At 59.0% G+C, this 17,377-nt stretch carries 15 protein-coding genes and 1 pseudogene; 9 read left to right on the top strand and 7 right to left on the bottom strand.

What is annotated here, in order from left to right:
- Window positions 1-54 precede the first annotated feature (54 nt).
- On the bottom strand, window positions 55-1,722 hold the full coding sequence (locus HU719_RS15470) for a DNA cytosine methyltransferase (protein WP_225917241.1): 1,668 nt from the start codon (window positions 1,720-1,722) through the stop codon (window positions 55-57).
- A gap of 280 nt (window positions 1,723-2,002) precedes the next feature.
- Here HU719_RS15470 and HU719_RS15465 point away from each other — a divergent pair, with 280 nt between their 5' ends.
- A complete protein-coding gene (locus HU719_RS15465; protein WP_186536666.1) occupies window positions 2,003-2,506 on the top strand; it encodes a very short patch repair endonuclease in 504 nt (167 codons plus the stop codon).
- A gap of 429 nt (window positions 2,507-2,935) precedes the next feature.
- Here the strand turns inward: HU719_RS15465 and HU719_RS15460 are convergent, their stop codons facing one another.
- Window positions 2,936-3,274, bottom strand: coding sequence for a YkvA family protein (locus tag HU719_RS15460; protein WP_186536665.1), 339 nt, complete (start codon window positions 3,272-3,274; stop codon window positions 2,936-2,938).
- A 905-nt stretch (window positions 3,275-4,179) separates the two neighbouring features.
- Here HU719_RS15460 and HU719_RS23915 point away from each other — a divergent pair.
- The 7 genes and pseudogenes from HU719_RS23915 to HU719_RS15430 all read left to right on the top strand — a co-directional run.
- Window positions 4,180-4,953: pseudogene (locus HU719_RS23915) on the top strand (CHASE3 domain-containing protein); the annotation flags it as partial.
- Complete coding sequence (locus tag HU719_RS23910) at window positions 4,948-5,811, top strand: methyl-accepting chemotaxis protein (protein WP_437179680.1); 864 nt, start codon at window positions 4,948-4,950, stop codon at window positions 5,809-5,811. The pseudogene HU719_RS23915 and the gene HU719_RS23910, both read left to right, overlap by 6 nt.
- A 199-nt stretch (window positions 5,812-6,010) precedes the next feature.
- Window positions 6,011-6,562, top strand: a complete 552-nt coding sequence (locus tag HU719_RS15450; protein ID WP_186536663.1) for a hypothetical protein — start codon at window positions 6,011-6,013, stop codon at window positions 6,560-6,562.
- Window positions 6,559-6,903, top strand: coding sequence for a hypothetical protein (locus HU719_RS15445; protein WP_186536662.1), 345 nt, complete (start codon window positions 6,559-6,561; stop codon window positions 6,901-6,903). The genes HU719_RS15450 and HU719_RS15445 overlap by 4 nt, the downstream gene beginning before the upstream one ends.
- Window positions 6,893-7,648, top strand: a complete 756-nt coding sequence (locus HU719_RS15440; protein WP_186536661.1) for a hypothetical protein — start codon at window positions 6,893-6,895, stop codon at window positions 7,646-7,648. The genes HU719_RS15445 and HU719_RS15440 overlap by 11 nt, the downstream gene beginning before the upstream one ends.
- Before the next feature lie 63 nt (window positions 7,649-7,711).
- Window positions 7,712-8,023: a ParE family toxin-like protein gene (locus HU719_RS15435; RefSeq protein ID WP_186536660.1), complete on the top strand. Its 312-nt coding sequence runs from the start codon at window positions 7,712-7,714 to the stop codon at window positions 8,021-8,023.
- Window positions 8,020-8,523 (top strand): glycine-rich domain-containing protein, encoded by a 504-nt coding sequence (locus HU719_RS15430; RefSeq protein WP_186536659.1) that lies wholly within the window; start codon window positions 8,020-8,022, stop codon window positions 8,521-8,523. The genes HU719_RS15435 and HU719_RS15430 overlap by 4 nt, the downstream gene beginning before the upstream one ends.
- A 181-nt stretch (window positions 8,524-8,704) precedes the next feature.
- Here the strand turns inward: HU719_RS15430 and HU719_RS15425 are convergent, their stop codons facing one another.
- The 3 genes from HU719_RS15425 to HU719_RS15415 all read right to left on the bottom strand — a co-directional run bounded on the left by HU719_RS15425 (window position 8,705) and on the right by HU719_RS15415 (window position 13,178).
- Window positions 8,705-10,096, bottom strand: a complete 1,392-nt coding sequence (locus tag HU719_RS15425; RefSeq protein ID WP_186536658.1) for an amino acid permease — start codon at window positions 10,094-10,096, stop codon at window positions 8,705-8,707.
- A gap of 349 nt (window positions 10,097-10,445) precedes the next feature.
- Complete coding sequence (locus tag HU719_RS15420; protein WP_186536657.1) at window positions 10,446-11,789, bottom strand: MFS transporter; 1,344 nt, start codon at window positions 11,787-11,789, stop codon at window positions 10,446-10,448.
- A gap of 444 nt (window positions 11,790-12,233) precedes the next feature.
- The gene (locus tag HU719_RS15415; RefSeq protein WP_186537493.1) at window positions 12,234-13,178 is read right to left on the bottom strand and encodes a 2-hydroxyacid dehydrogenase; all 945 of its coding nucleotides are present in this window, start codon (window positions 13,176-13,178) and stop codon (window positions 12,234-12,236) included.
- Between the two features lie 99 nt (window positions 13,179-13,277).
- On the opposite strand from HU719_RS15415, the gene HU719_RS15410 reads away from it, so the two are divergent.
- Window positions 13,278-14,165 (top strand): LysR family transcriptional regulator, encoded by an 888-nt coding sequence (locus HU719_RS15410; protein ID WP_186537494.1) that lies wholly within the window; start codon window positions 13,278-13,280, stop codon window positions 14,163-14,165.
- Between the two features lie 421 nt (window positions 14,166-14,586).
- Here the strand turns inward: HU719_RS15410 and gudD are convergent, their stop codons facing one another.
- Together gudD and HU719_RS15400 are read right to left on the bottom strand one after the other, a co-directional pair.
- Complete coding sequence (gene gudD / locus HU719_RS15405) at window positions 14,587-15,936, bottom strand: glucarate dehydratase (RefSeq protein ID WP_186537484.1); 1,350 nt, start codon at window positions 15,934-15,936, stop codon at window positions 14,587-14,589.
- Between the two features lie 15 nt (window positions 15,937-15,951).
- The gene (locus HU719_RS15400; RefSeq protein WP_186537485.1) at window positions 15,952-17,304 is read right to left on the bottom strand and encodes an MFS transporter; all 1,353 of its coding nucleotides are present in this window, start codon (window positions 17,302-17,304) and stop codon (window positions 15,952-15,954) included.
- Between the last annotated feature and the right edge of the window lie 73 nt (window positions 17,305-17,377).

Here is a 17,377-nt window from a genome sequence, read left to right as displayed (position 1 = left end):
AAATAGCGGCGCCGTATAGCTCTGCTCGACAAGTGGACGATCCTCATCTCATACTTACAACTCATCCGAACCATTTTTTTGACGTTCAGAAATTCTTCGACAAACAACGTCGTAGACAATTTTCGCAATCTTGTTAGCCAGCAGAGGCGGTACCGCATTACCCACCTGATGGTACTGCTGAGTTCGGTTCCCTTCAAAATAGTAGTTATCCGGGAATGTCTGAAGTCGCGCAGCCTCGCGAACAGTTAGGCTACGACATTGCGCAGGGTCGTAATGGATGAAATAGTGCCCATCCTTCGAAATATGGCTAGTAATAGTCGTAGCTGGATATTCTGCAAGCTGCACTCGAAAGCGATCGCTAAACTTACCGCTTTCCCAATTCTTGTGGGCGGGCGCAAGACCAGGAAGTGAGAACTGCTCATGCCCCTTAGGGGAGGTTTTATTCCGCGCGGCAAAGGTACTAGCAAAAACATATCGTCGCAGGTCCGACCGCATATGGCTTCGGGCATCATGACTAATCCAGTACTTGATTTCTGGATCGTTATACCAAGCATCCAGTGATGATATCCCAGTAAGCCCCTGCCCCTTCTCCTTTGGCACCCGTTCAGCGCCAGAACTACGCGGTCCTTCGAATAGCGCTCGCCGAGTATCTTGAAGAGGGCCAATCATTTCGCCACTCTCAAGTTGAGCGCAGCGTAATAAATCATCTACCTCATCGGCAACAGTCCGATACCATTCTGCTTGACAATCCGCGCGCCGCGATAACTTGCTTCTCAGCTTAGGAAGTCCTCCTATAGCCTCCCGGACCGATACAGGATTAGATCTCTCCAAAAGGTCATGCCCGGGAACTTTACCACTCTCATCTAGAGCCACCCCAAGAAGGATCACGCGGTGGCGGGCCTGCGGTATCCCGTACTTTTCAGCTTCAATAATAAACGACTTTGGCTTCACGCTATCTATACAGTCTGAAAAACCGTAAGACTCTTCAGAAACCAGTGAGCAAATTTTATATTTTTGACCACCATCTACCCCGTCTAACGCCTTACTTGGGTCTACTAGATCTTGCAAAATCTGTCGAAAAATACCTTTCCCTCCAACTTTGGACGATAAGATACCTTTAACATTCTCCATAACAAAGACAGTCGGACGATAATCTTTAATTATACGTAGATAATCCTTATAAAGAAAATGCCGATGATCATTCTCCGCCACATAGTCTTGCTTGGCTTGGTTTCTCGCTCTACCAACGATCGAGTATGCTTGGCATGGAGGTCCCCCAATGAGTACCCATGGGCGCCCCACCTTATTCAACCTGTCCTGAATGATACCATTTAACTCTTTATCGCCTTCCTCCGACCCCAAGGTTATCTGCCGTGCTTCCTGTTCGGCACGCTTCCAGAACACTGCGGTCTCGGGGCTGCTGCTAGGTTCATCTGTTTCTCCATTACAGTACCGATAGTAGTCCATTAACCCGTCAGGGTATTCGCGCTTCAGCAATCGGTAGTAAGCACGGAGTTTTAACGTCTTCCTGGCAACAGGATCCATTTCAGCAGAGACGATGATATCGAAATGTTTGCCTTTGCCGGAGGATGAAAAGCCCTCGCCCAACCCGCCAGGGCCAGCGAATAGGTCTACGACCTGGATAGCATCCTCGACCGCGATAGCTGGCTTGGCGGTAGTGGCCGGCGGGAACAGGGAGTTCTGGTATTCAATCATGGGCATCGAAGGTCTAGATATCAAGAAGGCAACAGCGTAGGTAGCAGAGCCGAGCTACTGTACCAGGAATGGGGCAGTAGTGCAGCTACATCCAGCTTGATGCCGCATGTACGATCACTAGATCACCTGCGAAGGTGAAAACACAATTTCACGCCGAGCCCATCGCTTGGCACACCGAAAGCACTCCCAATGCCCTAGAGACGGCGTAGGGCAAGGATTTGTATAAAATTACGGAACGCCACGTCGTAAGCCTAATCGGGGTCAGCTGCATCTGAGGGAAAAGTCGATGGATAACGTCAGTAAAGACGTCAGGTCGCGCATGATGGCCAGCATTCGCAGTAGCAATACTGCTCCGGAGATGAAGGTCAGGAAGCTGCTCCACAGAAACGGCTTCAGATTCCGCCTGCATCCACGAAAGCTAACGGGCCGTCCCGACGTAGTGTTGCCCCGATACCGCGTCTGCATTTTCATTCACGGCTGTTTCTGGCACAGGCATCCCGATTGCAAATACGCGACCACCCCCAGCTCTCGCGAAGATTTCTGGCGCTTGAAATTCGAGCAAAACGTGAAGAGAGACATGAAGAACAGGAACGAACTGCTCAAGCAAGGTTGGCGCGTTTTTGAGCTCTGGGAGTGCGGAATCCGCAAGCCGGAAGCTGAATTGAAATGGCTTCTGGAGGCTGTGACGAACTGTAATCTGCAATATATCTCGTGGCCCTCTCTGCCTACCGTAGCAGGTGCTAACCGCGATGTGCAGACTAGCTATCCCGATAGATCGCTGCATGACTAGAAATACTTGTTGCGGTATTCCAATTGGTATTCCACCGACATGTAACAAATCAATGTTTACGCTATAAATCAAACAATTAGGCAGGCAATTCAAATTACCCCGGCCCACCAAATCCGAAAAAATAAGATGACGCTCTTGGGCGTATTTTTTCTGCTATACAGTCGCTCCTAAGATTGACACATCCTATATCCGCTAGGTGTGGACATACGGGCGCCACCGCGCCTGCACGGCGCTCGCGGAGAACAGCCGCATTTTGAAAACTCCCGTTAGAGCAAACGGATACTTCTACTCCTCTCAGCCCTGCGGCCCTGCCAACTTAATCGAATGGCAGTGGCGCACGTCAAACGCCCTGTCAAATGGTTGGCAGACACCGACTGAATGTGATTAGCAGTCGCCGCTATTTCAAACTACGCCGTTTTAATTAGGCGCTTACGAGAACCATTGCGCTAAGGTTTCCTTGGCCTTAGCCACATGCTCATTTTTGATATGCGCGGCAGTAGCAGCCAAAGCTGCGCACAAAACGCCGATATCATCGGTATAGCCAACGAACGGTGTTACATCAGGAATCACGTCAATCGGAGAGATAAAGTAGCCAAGAGCACCGTAGATAGTGGTCTTAGCCCAGATGGGCGTATCATTATCGATAGCTGAGTAATACATTTTGAGCGCTGGCTCCAGCGCCGACTCGCCAGCAGCTATGGCGAAGTTCTTAACCTTGTCCCAGAACGAGTCTTCTGAATAGATGTTTTCAAATTTTTCGTTTGCCATGATTAGCTCCAATAAAGTACATGCGTTGAGAAGCCCACAAAACCGTAGATGACAGCGTCTGTAAATCATGGCACCTGGCGACTATTGCGTGGCCAATATTTGTATGAGGATTGATCAACGTGCGTCTTGGAGCCCTGTGCATTAGCTGCTCCGTTGACACCTGCTGGACCCGGAAATCAACCTATCCATACCTAAGTGCTCAAGGTGCGGGAGGAACACGTCTGTCACGAGCGATAGTCTTTGCCTATGAATAGACGCGCAACGGGCAGAGAGGCTGATAACGCGCCATTGGATCCGCCGCCGAGCCAAATCCATTACTACGTCGAGATGGCCCATGGCCACCCTTGGATAGTAACCGACACCAAGGTGGGATCCAACTTTTTGTGAAAATAATGGAAGAACAGCCCACGACGAGGGTAGCCCCCCCATAGATTAATCAGGTCTATCCACGTCGATGGTTCGTAGACACTGATGGCAAAAGTTGACTTCGAACATGCCCCTGATCTCTAGCTGAGTCTCTCGGTATTCCGTCTATAGATCAACCAACCCTTTCCCCCGCCCACATTGGCATGCAGCGGTCGCAAAACGTGTTCTGGCAAAACCGCCGGTCCGGCGTTCAGATCTCGACCATCTTCGCCCCTCCAGAAGCAACAAATCCCGCCTCGACAACCTCAGCCATATCCCAGCATCGAACCTCCCTCAAGCAGAAATCCCGCCCTTCACACACCGCCCCACACAAGACCTCAACCCCGCCATCTCCCCAAGAAAAAAGATCAAACCTGTACAAAGAACTTTTCCTGTACACCCACACTCATACGGGTTGATATCAAAACGTCACTACGCACCACCCTCCCCAAGAGAGTCCACCGTAGCGTCCAGCCAGGCCCTGAAGAGTAGCCCCCACCATGTTCTCCACCCTCACCATCTCCAAAAAGCTCTACACCGGTTTCGGCGTTGTCCTACTCATCATCGCCGTCTTGGTCCTCTGCGCCCTACGAGGCTTCGACCAGGTCAGCACCAGCGTCAAACGCAACATCCACAGCTACGAAGTCCTAAACCGTTCCACCAGCATCCTCAACAGCCTGGTAGACATAGAAACCGCCATGCGCGGTTTCGCCCTCACCGGCCAGGACAGCTTTCTAGAGCCCATGGTCAAAGGCGAGGAAGTCTTCGCCGACTCCCTCAATCGAGTGAAAAAAGCCACAGCAGACAACCCGCAGCAGCAAGCGCGGCTGGATCGCCTGCAACAGGTCTACCAACAGTGGCTGCAGCAAGACATGCAAACCAGCATCAACTTACGCCGTGAGGTCAATGCCGACCGGGCGCCGCTGACAGCCCTGATCACCCAAATCAGCTCCGGGCAGGCCAAAGCCAAGATGGATGCGATGCGAGTGGTCATCAGCGAATTCCAGGAGGCCGAAAAAGCGCTGCAGGACGAGCGCACCCTTCTGATGAACCAATCCAAATCCACGGCATTTACCATCCTCATCGGGGGTGGGTTGGCGGCGGCGGTTTTGGCAGTGCTGATCGCCTCGTTCCTCGCCAGCACCATCAATGGTCGCCTGGCTGAGGCTGTCACGCTCGCGCGCAATATTGCTGACGGGCGCCTGGACAATAAAATCGAGCCCAAAGGCAACGACGAGGTCAGCACGTTGCAACATGCCTTCGTCGCCATGCAAGACCGCCTGCGCGGGATGATTCGTGAAATCAGGTTCAGTGCCGAACAGTTGGTGGGGGCTGCGGACAGTATTTCGACGGCATCGCTGCAACTCTCGTCGTCCGCTCAAGAACAATCCCACTCGGCGTCATCCATGGCGGCCACGGTGGAAGAGCTGACGGTGAGTATCAACCATGTTTCGGACAATGCTGTCGAAGCCCATGCGCAGTCCACTGAGTCTGGGCGCCAGTCCAGTGAAGGGGGCAGTGTGATTCAGGAGACGCTTGAACGCATGAACCTGATTGCGGACACCGTAGAGGCGTCCGCCAGCCAGATCAGCGACCTCGATAGCCATGCTGAGCAGATCAGCAGTATCGTCAGCGTCATTAAAAGCATTGCCGAGCAAACCAACCTGCTTGCCCTGAACGCCGCCATCGAGGCCGCTCGTGCGGGTGAACAGGGCCGTGGGTTTGCGGTTGTGGCCGACGAAGTTCGCTTGCTCGCACAACGTACGGGCAACTCGACCCAGGAAATCACGGAGATGGTCAAGCGCATCCAGACCGGTACGCGTGATGCTGTGGGGCAGATGGAGGTTGGCGTGCATCAGGTGAAGGGCGGCGTGGAACTTGCGCAACGTGCAGGGGATGCGATCGTCAATATTCGTCAGTCTTCGGGTGACGTGGTGCGCATGGTGGATCAGATTTCCCTGGCGCTGCGCGAACAGACGGCCGCAAGCCAGGATGTGGCGCGCAATGTGGAGCGGATTGCACAGATGTCCCAGCAAAACAGCCAGGCCGTGGAGCAGACGACTGAAACGGCGACCACCTTGCAGCAGCTCGCACAGGGGCTGCATAAGCAAGTTGGTGTCTTTCAGCTTTAAATGAAGTGATAGCGCCGGGGGGTTTAGCCCCCGGCGAACTTGCCATCACCCCACGGCAAAATAATCGCTATCTACCTGCTTAACGCAAAATGCCACCTAGCGATGCGAGCGGCAAGGTGAGCCACCTGCGACAGAGCCATTACTATGGCATCATTGCTGACATGACTCACGCTCTCCACAAGGATGTGAAAGCCTCGACATGCCTCCCACTCAATTGCCGCTGTTTGCAAAGCTAGACCTCGGGTTAACGAAAGCCTTGCGAGTGCTGCTGCGCTGGTGTGCGCTTGGTGGCTGCTGGCTGCTAGGCCTTTCCACTTTGGTGCTCATGCCCTTCGGCATTTTTACCTACGATGAGGGGCTGTCAGATATCTCCTTGGTTGAAGCAGGCGCCGTCCTATCACTGCTACCGCTGCTATGGCGCCACGTCCGCTACTGTCGCCACTTCAAGGCAGGCTTCTGGCACAGCCTCAACCGCGTCTTACTTGCCCAAGGCTTGATGTGTGCCTTCTGCCTGTTGCTGGTGGGGCTGGGCATCTGTGTAACGCTCAACGGAGGCGACCTGCATGCCCATATTCGCGACCTGCAAACCGGCACACTGCTGAGCGAATGCTTGACGTACGCATCAGTCCTTCTGGCGCTCTACCTTGCGGCCCCGACTAGCAACAATAAGCCGCTGCCTCGTGTCGACGACACCACCATCGGAGTTACACAACCCGACTCCGTCTATGCGACCCGGGAGGACAGCCTTTGAAATCCGCAATGCGCCCGCTGGTTTGGCTCGCGGCAAGCCTGTTTTTGTCTGTGGCTCAGGCTGATGAGCCAGCAGAGCCTTTGATCAGCAATTGCCAGGCATTGGTGAAGATTTACCAAACGAGGGATGAGCAACGTTTGCTCGCGGGGGTCTCCACCAGCGTGTCCGATGCGTTGCGCGCGGGCTGGTGCAAGGGGGTGCTTGATGAGTACCGCCGTAGCTATACCTGCGCGACTAACGACTGGTTTACCCAGGCGCAAAAGATTGCCGCTACACCTGTAGCGCTAGACGAAGGCATGCACAACGTTGAGGATTTGCTGGAGAAGTCCTGTGCGCAGTGAAGCCCGAACATGGCCTGAGTTTTCGCGCGTGCTGGAAGACTTACTGTGTAAACAGATAGGCCTGGCTAAACCACTGACGCAGCACGGCAAGTTGCTGGATGCCGTAAAGACACTGGCCGATGCGTTGAGCCCTTCGATCAAGGACAAGGTCTATCGCCACCCCGACAGACAAAAACTCATCTTGATCGAGCGCCAATGGCTGCCGATAGGCGGGGGCCCTGATAGCCGTAACAGGGTGCTGATCAACCCCGCTCACATAACCTTGCTGTGGAATGCCATCCTGCTTCAGGGCGTATTCGGTGAACCTAAGGCAGTCATCGACATCATCAAACCAGGTGCCAAACGCCAAGGCATGATCGACTGGGCAAGGGAATTATTCCTGGACCGGCAGTCACTCGCCGGGCTTGGCCTGCTGCGCCAAGAGCTCATCCACTTCCTGGACAGGCTGCCTGTCGCCGACCTTTACCAAGAACGCCTGAGCAATCCATTCGCCGACGCATTACCGCAAATGGGGCTCGGCCAGTTGCACGGCAATCTGCTTAAAAGCCTGGCAGCGCAAACTGCCACGCTGTCCTTGGGCGACAGCATGATGGCTCACTACTTCAGCGGCGACCTGCAAAAGGCTTACGAAAAAGCTCGCGATGCGCAGCCCTGTAACGGCCTGCTGCAGCATTACCGTGACCTGATTATCCGTGAATACGATGAAGCGAACAGCTTCGACAACCTTTTGGATAGCTGGCGCTAAAAGTAGGAAGGTTGTGGATTCCACAGATCAACACTGGCTCCGTCATCAAGTACGGAGCCTGTCATGCACACCATTCAATCGATCATCGCCCGCTGCCCGCATCAGGTCGGTAGCTGCTACAAATCCAAAGCCCTCGATATCCACCGCGCCCTGATGGCCGGGATACCGTTCACTGTGTTGGGCGGTAAGCGCGTGCGCAGTTGTGATGGCTTGCTGCGCTTTAAGTTGGGGAGCGACTGGCGCCTGCTTTATCAAGTTACGTCCAATGGCTACAGCCCGTGCGCGCTGGTCAGCCGTCAACGCTTCGAGCGTGAGTTGAAACGAAGGCGGCCTATCAAGGCCGTTAACCGTAACTCACAGGAGAAACATCCATGAACGCAGTCTTGTCACTGACTCAACCTCTGCTCGCCGCCAATGGCCTGGACCTGAACGTCGATCGTTTGGACTTTCAGCGTTTGAAGCATAAATACACGGCCTCTTCTGAGGCCGAGATGAGCACAACCGAATGGGATTTGGGTGAACTGGAGTACCGCCGTTTTCTGACGCTCAAGCGTTTCTACCCGTCGGTATCGCTTGTTCCCAGCAAGGCTGTGGATGCTATCTGGCATGCTCATATTCTGGACACGCGCGCCTATCGTGAAGACTGCCACCACGTATTCGGCCGCTTCATCGACCACTACCCCTACTTCGGCATCTATGGCCAAGAGGACTATCAGGAACTGCAGAACGCTTTCGCCCAGACCATTGCGCTTTATGAGAAACACTTTGGCGCCTACCCAGGTGGCGGCAACGAGGCTCAAGCCATGCGTTGCAAGGACCACGCGTGCCATGTACCTACCAGTTGCGCCTGCCGCGTATCAGGGGCTTGCAACTAATCAGCGCATTGCATGAGCGGGGCACGTCAGTATGCAGGCAGAGAATGTCGCGCATCTGATCTCGCTCGGCAGCGCCACGGCAATGCCCACATCTCCAGGGTGAGGTCGTGCACCGCCGCCGCTGTTCCAACAAAAAAGGGCGCCCTCGGCTAAGGCGCCCTCCTCGCTCATACCACCCCAATCACCCAACCGCCCCCGCCGCCACCGCCCGTTTGTGCCCGCGGGTAGTCACGATGCCCAGGAACGAAATCAAGATCGCCAGGCTCAGCGTCGCGCTCACTTCTGCGCGGTGTTCTTCGGTGTACATCATCACGCCCAGCGCGCAGCTGATGAAGATGATCACGCCCCAGGTCAGATACGGGAACAGCCACATGCGGAACTTCAGGTCGGCGTTCTCGCGCTCCAACCGCCCACGCATGCGCAGTTGCGAAATGGCGATCACCAGGTACACCAGCAGCGCAATGGCGCCGGAGCTGGCCAGCAGGAACTCGAACACGCCCTTGGGTGCGAAGTAGTTCAGCACCGCGATGGCCGCGCCGATCAGGGTGCTGCCGAACACAGCGGCCCAAGGCACGCCGGCGCTTGAGGTCACTTTCAGCATGGCCGGCGCGTCGCCGCGCTTGGCCAGGGAGTACATCATGCGCGAGGCGATGTAGATGGACGAGTTCATGCAGCTGGTCACGGCCACCAGCACCACCAGGTCGACCATCAGCGCGGCGTTGGGGATATTCATGATTTCCAGTGCGCGCTGGTACGAGCCCACCACGGCCAGCTGTGGGTCGTTCCACGGCACCACCGAGATGATCACGAAGATCGACAGGATATAAAAAGTACTGATGCGCCAGATCACCGAGCGGGTGGCCTTGGCGATGTTGCGCGCTGGGTCCGAAGACTCCGAGGCCGCGATGGTGACAGCCTCGGTGCCGATGAAGCTGAACATCACAGTGATGAACGCGCCGATCACCGCCGACCAGCCTTTCGGGGCAAAGCCGCCGTGTTCGTTGATCAAGGTGCTCAGGCCGCTGACTTCGCGGTTGGGCAGCCAGCCCATCAGGGCGGCGAAGCCCAGGCTGATGAAGCCTAGAATGGCGGTGACTTTAAGGATGGCGAACCAGAACTCGAACTCGCCGTACTTGGCCACGCTGAACAGGTTGGTGCCGGCCAGCAGCAGTACCGAGGCCAGGGCGAAGATCCAGCTATCTATCTGTGGGAACCAGGCGTTGAGCACATGCCCGGCCGCCAGGGCTTCGATGGGGATCACCAGCACCCAGAACCACCAGTACAACCAGCCGATGGTGTAGCCGGCCCAGCGGCCAATGGCCTGGTCGGCGTAGGTGGAAAACGAGCCGGTGTCGGGGTGCGCCACGGCCATTTCGCCGAGCATGCGCATTACCAGCACCACCAGGGTGCCGGCAACGAAATAGGAAATTATGGTTGCGGGCCCGGCTGCCGCAATGGCGTGCCCGGAGCCTACGAAAAGTCCTGCACCGATAATGCCGGCAATCGACAGCATCGTTACATGACGTGGCTTGAAACCTTGTGCAAGGTTGCCATCAGTTCCCACGGTGTTCATTGATCTTGTTCTCTTTTTGCTGACACAAGGAAGGGACGGGCAGGCGTAGGCGAACAGTATCTCCTTGAAAACACTAAGAATGACACGTCGCTCACGCTCTGTTGTTGACCTTCTTCACGCTTTACAGAGCAACGCACCGGTGAATACGGGGTTTATTTAATCCGCGACCGGCCGGTCAAAATTGTTCGAGAGCGCCGTGAAGGTGCGCGATCACGACAGGGGTTGCCGGTTCGCGCCAGATGTCGTGATTGGCATGTCTGGAAACGACAAGTGCCATCAGCGTGCCTTGTGTTTGTGCCAGGCGAAAAAAAGCCCCGGTTTCCCGAGGCTCTGTTGCCGAGGCGTCTGCCTACGCCTGCCCGGTACGCTCGAAGCGTCGGGCCAGCAACAGGTAAGCGAAGATCCCTAGCACGCCATGGGCGGCCACGAACCACAATGCGTTGTCGAACGAGCCGGTGCTGGCCACGACATAGCCAATTACCAGCGGGGTGACGATGCCGGCAACGTTGCCGATGCCATTGAACACGCCGCCGCACAGGCCGACCATTTTCTTCGGCGCCACATCCGACAGCACCGCCCAGCCCACCGCTGCCAGGCCCTTGCCGAAGAAGGCCAGGGTCATCAGGGCGATCACGGCGGCGTTGCCGTCGACGAAGTTGGCCAGCACCAGGCTGGTGGACAGCGCCATGCCGATCACGAACGGGGTTTTGCGGGCCGTGGACGGGTGCACGCCACGGCTGATCAGGCAATCGGAGATGAAGCCGCCGAGGATGCCGCCGGTGAAGCCGCAGATGGCCGGCAGCGCGGCGACCCAGCCGGCTTCCATGATGGTCATGCCGCGGCCTTTGATCAGGTAGATCGGGAACCAGGTAATAAAGAAGTAGGTGAGCGCGGTGATGCAGTACTGGCCCAGGTACACCGCCCACAGGTTGCGGCTGGTGAACAGTTGCGCAATTTCGGCGCGGGTAGGTTTGCTCTTGGCGGTTTTGCGCTCTTGCTCAAGGTCTACCAGGGCGCCGCCTTCGCGCATGTAGTCGAGCTCTTCGCGGCTCAGGCCAGGGGCGCTGTGCGGCTCGTGGTACAGGCGGAACCACACCACGCTCAGCGCCAGCCCCAGCACGCCCATCCAGATGAACACTTGCTCCCAGCTCAGGGTGTGGGTCATCCACGCCATCAGCGGGGCGAACACCACCACGGCCATGTATTGCGCCGAGTTGAACAGCGCCGAGGCGGTGCCGCGTTCGCGGGTGGGGAACCAGCAGCTGACGATGCGCGAGTTGGCCGGGAAGGCCGGCGACTCGACCAGCCCGAGCATGAAGCGCAGCGAGAACAGTGCCACCGCCGCCGACACCCCGGCCAGGCCCATCCAGCCGACGGTGCCCTGCAGCAGGGTGAACAGCGACCAGAGGATCAGGCTGATGCCATACACCCGGCGCGCGCCGAAGCGGTCGAGCAGCCAGCCGCCGGGCACCTGGCCCAGGGCATAGGCCCAGGCGAAGGCCGAGAAGATCATGCCAAGCATCACCGGGTCCAGGCCCAGGTCGCTGAGTACCTGGGTGCCGGTGATCGACAAGGTGGCACGGTCGGCGTAGTTGATCACGGTGATGACGAAGATCAGCGCCAGGACCTTGAAGCGATGGCGGCCGATACTTGCCACTATCGGCGCGGCTGCGGCGGCGGATTTGCTGTTCATGTGGACCCTCTTGCTTCTCTTGGGAAGCGATTGTTTTTGTCGGACAGAAGGTGGGGCTTTGTGGTGTTGCTGATGGCCTCATCGCAGGCTTCGCCAGCTCCCACAGTGATCGCGTCGCTGCTGATTTTTGTGGGAGCTGGCGAAGCCTGCGATGAGGCCCTGGCGCTAGGTCACCCGGTTCGGCGGCACCTCCCACAAAAATCAGCAGCGATGCGATTACTGTGGGAGCTGGCGATAGCCTGCGATGAGGCCCTGAAGCTAGGTCACCCGGTTCGGCGGCACCTCCCACAAAAATCAGCAGCGACGCGATCACTGTGGGAGCTGGCGATAGCCTGCGATGAGGCCCTGAAGCTAGGTCACCCGGTTCGGCGGCACCTCCCACAAAAATCAGCAGCGACGCGATCACTGTGGGAGCTGGCGATAGCCTGCGATGAGGCCCTGAAGCTAGGTCACCCGGTTCGGCGGCACCTCACCAGCAAAGCGCGCCTGAAGGTTGCGCAAGACGATGCGCCCCATCTCCAGCCGGGTCTGCAACGTGGCGCTGCCCCGGTGCGGCTGCAGGCTGACCTGGTCCAACGCGCACAAGGTCGGCGGCACATAAGGTTCGTCGACGAACACATCCAGCCCGGCGCCGGCAATCCGCTGTTCGCGCAGGGCCTCGACCAGCGCCTGCTCATCCACCAACTTGCCGCGCGCGACGTTGATCAGGTAACCCTGCGGCCCCAGTGCATCGAGCACCTCGGCGGTCACCAGCACCTGCCCGCCATCGGCCGAGGCGGCCACCACCAGCACATCCACCGAGCGCGCCAGCGCCACCAGGTCGGCTTCATAGCGGTAGCCGCTGTCAGGCTGTTCATGGCGGCCGTTGTAGGCGATGTCCATGTCGAAGGCTGCGGCGCGGCGGGCAATGGCTTTGCCCACCTGGCCCAGGCCGATGATGCCCAGCGCGGCCCCGCTCACCCGGCGGGCCAGCGGCAGGTTCAGCGCACCCCACTGCCCGTCGCGCACCAGCCGCTCGCCCTCGCCGAGGCGGCGCAAGGTGCTGATGATCAGGCCCATGGCCAGGTCCGCGACATCGGCGGTGAGTACGCCGGGGGTGGTGGTGACATCGATGCCGCGAGCGGCGGCGTGGCGCAGGTCTACCGCGTCGGTGCCAATGCCGCTGATGGCGACAATCTGCAGCGCTGGCAACTGGTCCATCAGGGCGTTGGAAATACCCTTGGCGCCGCCGGTGACCACACCGCGAATACGCGGGCCCACGTCGGCCAGCAGTTGTTGCGGGTTGGCGTGCTGGTACAAGCGGTGCACCTGATAGGCGCTGGCAAGCTCGGCGTCGATGGCCTCGGGCACAGGTTGGGTCAACAGCACGTCGATGGGGGAAGCGTTCATCGTTGGCATCCGGCAGTTCGAAGACATGAGTCGATGCTAGGCCGGCATTCGATACAGGTCTAATATAGATGACGCATCGAATAATCCAGGAATTGAATCATGGAATTGCACCAGTTGCGCTGTTTCGTGGCCGTTGCCGAAGAGCTGCACTTCGGCCGCGCCGCCGTGCGCCTGCACATGACCCAGCCGCCGCTGAGCCGGCAGATCCAGTTGCTTGAGCATTCGCTTGGGGTGTTGCTGCTTGAGCGCAACAACCGCCAGGCGCGGCTGACGCTGGCCGGGCAGGCGTTTCTGGAAGATGCCCGGCGCATCTTGCAGATCAGCGAAGCGGCCAGCCGTTCGGCCCGGCGCATCGCCCACGGCGAGGCCGGGCGGCTGACACTGGGCTTCACGGCGGTGGGCGCCTACAGCATGATCCCGCGCTTGCTGGTGCATGCCGGACAAACCTTGCCCGATATCGAACTGGTGCTGAGCGAGCGCATTTCGGCCACCCAGGTGCATGACCTTGAAGCCGGGTTGATCGATGTGGGGTTGGTGCGCCAGGTGCTGCCGAGCGCGCGGGTGGAGTATTTGCCGATTCACCGCGAGCCGTTTGTCGCCGCCCTGCCCGCCGGGCATGGGTTGACCGCTCGCGAGCGGCTGCGGCCGGGGGATTTCGATGGCCAGCCGTTCGTGATGTACAGCGCCAACGAAGGGCGTTATTTCCATGACCGCATCGCCAATCTGTTCGCCCGCCATGAGGTGCAGCCGCGGTATCTGCACCAGTTGGGGCAGACGCATTCGATTCTGGGGTTGGTGAATGTCGGGCTTGGCTGCGCGGTGGTGCCCGCTTCGGCGCAGGCGCTGCGGCTGGAGCAGGTGGTGTTCAAGCCGTTGTTGGGGATGGAGCAGCAGGCGGAGATTTTCCTGGCGTACTGCCGGGACAACCCCAACCCGGTGCTGGGGGCGTTCGTGGCCATGGCCCGGGCGTTTTTCGCGGCGGGTTGATGTGCCCATTGGGAGCGGGTGAACCCACGTCGGTTTTCTGCAATCCTGCACCGGCCTCATCGCAGGCTCCCACAAAGACAGCGCCGAGCACTGATATAGGTGCCCGGCGCAGATTCTGTGGTTTTGTGAAAGCCTGTTCCCGCCAGACATATCTCCTTGTGGCGAGCTCCCTTGTGGCGAGCGGGCTTGTCCCGCGTTGGGCTGCGCAGCAGCCCCTGGGGTTTTCAGGGCTGCTGCGCAGCCCAACGCGGGACAAGCCCGCTCGCCACGACGCTCTATCATTTCCCAAAGGATTGGGCCCAACCAGCAATGTTGCGGTTGAGCACGGCCCCTGTGGGAGCTGGCGCTAGCCTGCGATGAGGCCGGTGCAGGCTTGCATCAAACCCTGGGATTTCCCAAACAGCCCAGCGACAGCCGTGGCTCAGCGCACCAGGCACGGCCGCTTGTTATCAAACGTCCACCCCGGGATCAAGAACTGCATCGCCACACCATCATCGCGCGCGCCCAAGCCCATGTTGCGGTAGCACTCATTGGCCTTGGCCAACTGGTCTTCATCAATTTCCACACCCAACCCCGGCCGCGCCGGCACGTGCACATGGCCATCGACAATCCGCAGCGGCTCGCGGGTCAGGCGCTGGCCGTCCTGCCAGATCCAGTGGGTATCGATAGCGGTGATCTCACCCGGCGCCGCTGCAGCCACCTGGGTGAACATCGCCAGCGAAATATCAAAGTGGTTGTTGGAATGCGAACCCCAGGTCAGCCCCCAGTCGTTGCACATCTGCGCCACCCGCACCGAGCCTTGCAAGGTCCAGAAATGCGGGTCGGCCAACGGAATATCCACCGACTGCAACTGGATCGCATGGCCCATCTGCCGCCAGTCGGTGGCGATCATGTTGGTGGCCGTACGCAGCCCGGTGGCGCGGCGGAACTCGGCCATCACTTCGCGCCCGGAATAGCCGTTTTCGGCGCCGCAAGGGTCTTCGGCGTAAGCCAGTACATCGTGCTTGTCGCGGCACAGGGCAATGGCTTCCTTGAGTGACCAGGCGCCATTGGGGTCCAGGGTGATGCGCGCTTCAGGGAAGCGCTCGGCAAGCGCCGTTACCGCTTCCATTTCTTCTTCGCCGCGCAGCACGCCGCCCTTGAGCTTGAAGTCGCTGAAGCCATAACGCTTTTGCGCAGCCTCCGCCAGGCGCACCACCGCCTCGGCGGTCATGGCCTTTTCATGGCGCAGGCGCAGCCAGTCGTCATCGGCGTCATCCTCGTTGCGGTAGGCCAGGTCGGTCTGCTGGCGGTCGCCAATGTAGAACAGGTAACCGAGCATCTTCACCGCGTCACGCTGCTGGCCCTCGCCAAGCAAGGCGGCCATCGGCACGTTGAGGTGCTGGCCGAGCAGGTCGAGCAGCGCCGATTCGATGGCGGTCACCGCATGCACGGTGATGCGCAGGTCGAAGGTCTGCAGGCCACGGCCCGCCGAATCGCGGTTGGCGAAGGTCTGGCGCATGGCGTTGAGCACGCGCTGGTAATGGCCGATGGGCTGGCCGACCACCAGGCTGCGGGCGTCTTCGAGGGTCTGGCGGATTTTCTCGCCGCCAGGCACCTCGCCCAGGCCGGTGTTGCCGGCGCTGTCGCGCAGCACCACGACGTTACGGGTGAAGTACGGGCCGTGCGCGCCGCTGAGGTTGAGCAGCATGCTGTCGTGGCCGGCCACCGGAATCACGCGCAGGTCGGTGACCACGGGCGTCTGGGTATGGAGGGCGGTTTGCATGTTCATGGGGATACCTCGCAGTCAGTGGGTCTGGCTCAGGGCCGACGGGGCCTTGGGCACGGAAGAATCGGCGCCCTTGGGGCGGGTACGGACGAAGAACACGGCAATGGCGGCCAGCACCGAGGTCACCGCCAGGCCATACAGCCCGCCCTGAATGGACCCTGTGTGCTGCTCCAGTAAGCCGAAGGTGGTCGGCGCGACGAAGCCGCCCAGGTTGCCCACCGAGTTGATCAAGGCGATGACCGCCGCCGCGATGCGCGCATCCAGGTAGCCCTGCGGGATCGGCCAGAACAGCGACGACGCCGACTTGAAGCCAATCGCGGCAAAGCAGATGGCGACAAAGGCGAACACCGGCCCACCGGTGGTGGACATGAACATGCCGATGGCGGCGATCACCAGCGCGGCGGCTACCCAGGCCTGCTGGAACTTCCAGCGCACCGAGCCGGAGGCGAAGGCGTACATGGCGATGATCGAGATCAGCCACGGGATGGAGTTGAAGAAGCCGACCTGGATATCGCTGAGGTCGCCCATGCGTTTGATGATGCTCGGCAGCCAGAAGGTGGCGGCGTAGATGGTCAGCTGGATGCAGAAGTAGATCAGGCAGAACAGCACGATCTGGCGGTCCTTGAGCAGGCTCCAGGCCGAAGCTTTCACCGGCCCCGACGCTTCGCGTTCACGCTGTTCGCGATCGATGGTGTCCACCAGCGCGGCCTGCTCCGCCGGCGTCAGCCACTTGGCGTCCTGCGGCTTGGAATCGAGCCAGAAGAACACGAAGAAGCACAGCGTCACCGAGGCCATGCCTTCGATGAACAGCATCCACTGCCAGCCGTGCAGGCCCAGGCCCTGAATCTGCATCAAGGCCCCAGCCAGAGGGCCTGAAATCAACGAAGCCAGCGCCGAGCCGCTGAGGAAAATGGCAATTGCCTTGCCGCGCTCGGCGCCCGGCAGCCAGCGGGTGAAGTAGTAGATAACGCCTGGGAAGAACCCGGCCTCGGCCACGCCGAGCAGAAAGCGCAGCACATAGAACTGGGTTTCGTTCTGCACAAACGCCATGGCGGTTGCCACCAGGCCCCAGGTGAACATGATGCGGGTCAGCCACAGCCGCGCACCGACGCGCTGCAACAGCATGTTGGACGGCACCTCGAACAGCGCGTAGCCGATGAAGAACAGCCCGGCGCCAAAGCCATAGGCGGCGGCGCTGATACCCAGGTCGCTTTCCAGGTGCGGGCGGACGAAGCCGATATTGACGCGGTCGAGGTAATTGACGATGAACATGATGACGAACAGCGGCAGGACGTGGCGTTTGACCTTGGCCACGGCACTGGCCAGCGCATCGCCTCCCATCCGGGCGGACGGATCGAGGGTGTCGTTCACTTGTGTATCTCCCACTATTTGTTTTTGTGCGGGTAGGTTGTCTGACAGGGCAGTGGGACGGAGCATAGGCTTG

Origin of the sequence: Pseudomonas farsensis, from assembly GCF_014268805.2 — a bacterium.
GTDB classification, from domain to species: domain Bacteria; phylum Pseudomonadota; class Gammaproteobacteria; order Pseudomonadales; family Pseudomonadaceae; genus Aquipseudomonas; species Aquipseudomonas farsensis.
The sequence above is the reverse complement of the archived record's forward strand: the minus strand, read 5'-3'. Positions and strand labels throughout refer to the sequence as shown.

What these genes read in the sequence shown, in the direction of transcription:
- HU719_RS15425 (WP_186536658.1), bottom strand. Translation starts at nt 10,096, where the DNA reads ATGAACACCGTGGGAACTGATGGCAACCTTGCACAAGGTTTCAAGCCA.
- HU719_RS15430 (WP_186536659.1), top strand. Translation starts at nt 8,020, where the DNA reads ATGAACGCAGTCTTGTCACTGACTCAACCTCTGCTCGCCGCCAATGGC.
- gudD (WP_186537484.1), bottom strand. Translation starts at nt 15,936, where the DNA reads ATGAACATGCAAACCGCCCTCCATACCCAGACGCCCGTGGTCACCGAC.
- HU719_RS15460 (WP_186536665.1), bottom strand. Translation starts at nt 3,274, where the DNA reads ATGGCAAACGAAAAATTTGAAAACATCTATTCAGAAGACTCGTTCTGG.
- HU719_RS15420 (WP_186536657.1), bottom strand. Translation starts at nt 11,789, where the DNA reads ATGAACAGCAAATCCGCCGCCGCAGCCGCGCCGATAGTGGCAAGTATC.
- HU719_RS15410 (WP_186537494.1), top strand. Translation starts at nt 13,278, where the DNA reads ATGGAATTGCACCAGTTGCGCTGTTTCGTGGCCGTTGCCGAAGAGCTG.
- HU719_RS15415 (WP_186537493.1), bottom strand. Translation starts at nt 13,178, where the DNA reads ATGAACGCTTCCCCCATCGACGTGCTGTTGACCCAACCTGTGCCCGAG.
- HU719_RS15470 (WP_225917241.1), bottom strand. Translation starts at nt 1,722, where the DNA reads ATGCCCATGATTGAATACCAGAACTCCCTGTTCCCGCCGGCCACTACC.
- HU719_RS15465 (WP_186536666.1), top strand. Translation starts at nt 2,003, where the DNA reads ATGGATAACGTCAGTAAAGACGTCAGGTCGCGCATGATGGCCAGCATT.
- HU719_RS15450 (WP_186536663.1), top strand. Translation starts at nt 6,011, where the DNA reads ATGCCTCCCACTCAATTGCCGCTGTTTGCAAAGCTAGACCTCGGGTTA.
- HU719_RS23910 (WP_437179680.1), top strand. Translation starts at nt 4,948, where the DNA reads ATGCAAGACCGCCTGCGCGGGATGATTCGTGAAATCAGGTTCAGTGCC.
- HU719_RS15435 (WP_186536660.1), top strand. Translation starts at nt 7,712, where the DNA reads ATGCACACCATTCAATCGATCATCGCCCGCTGCCCGCATCAGGTCGGT.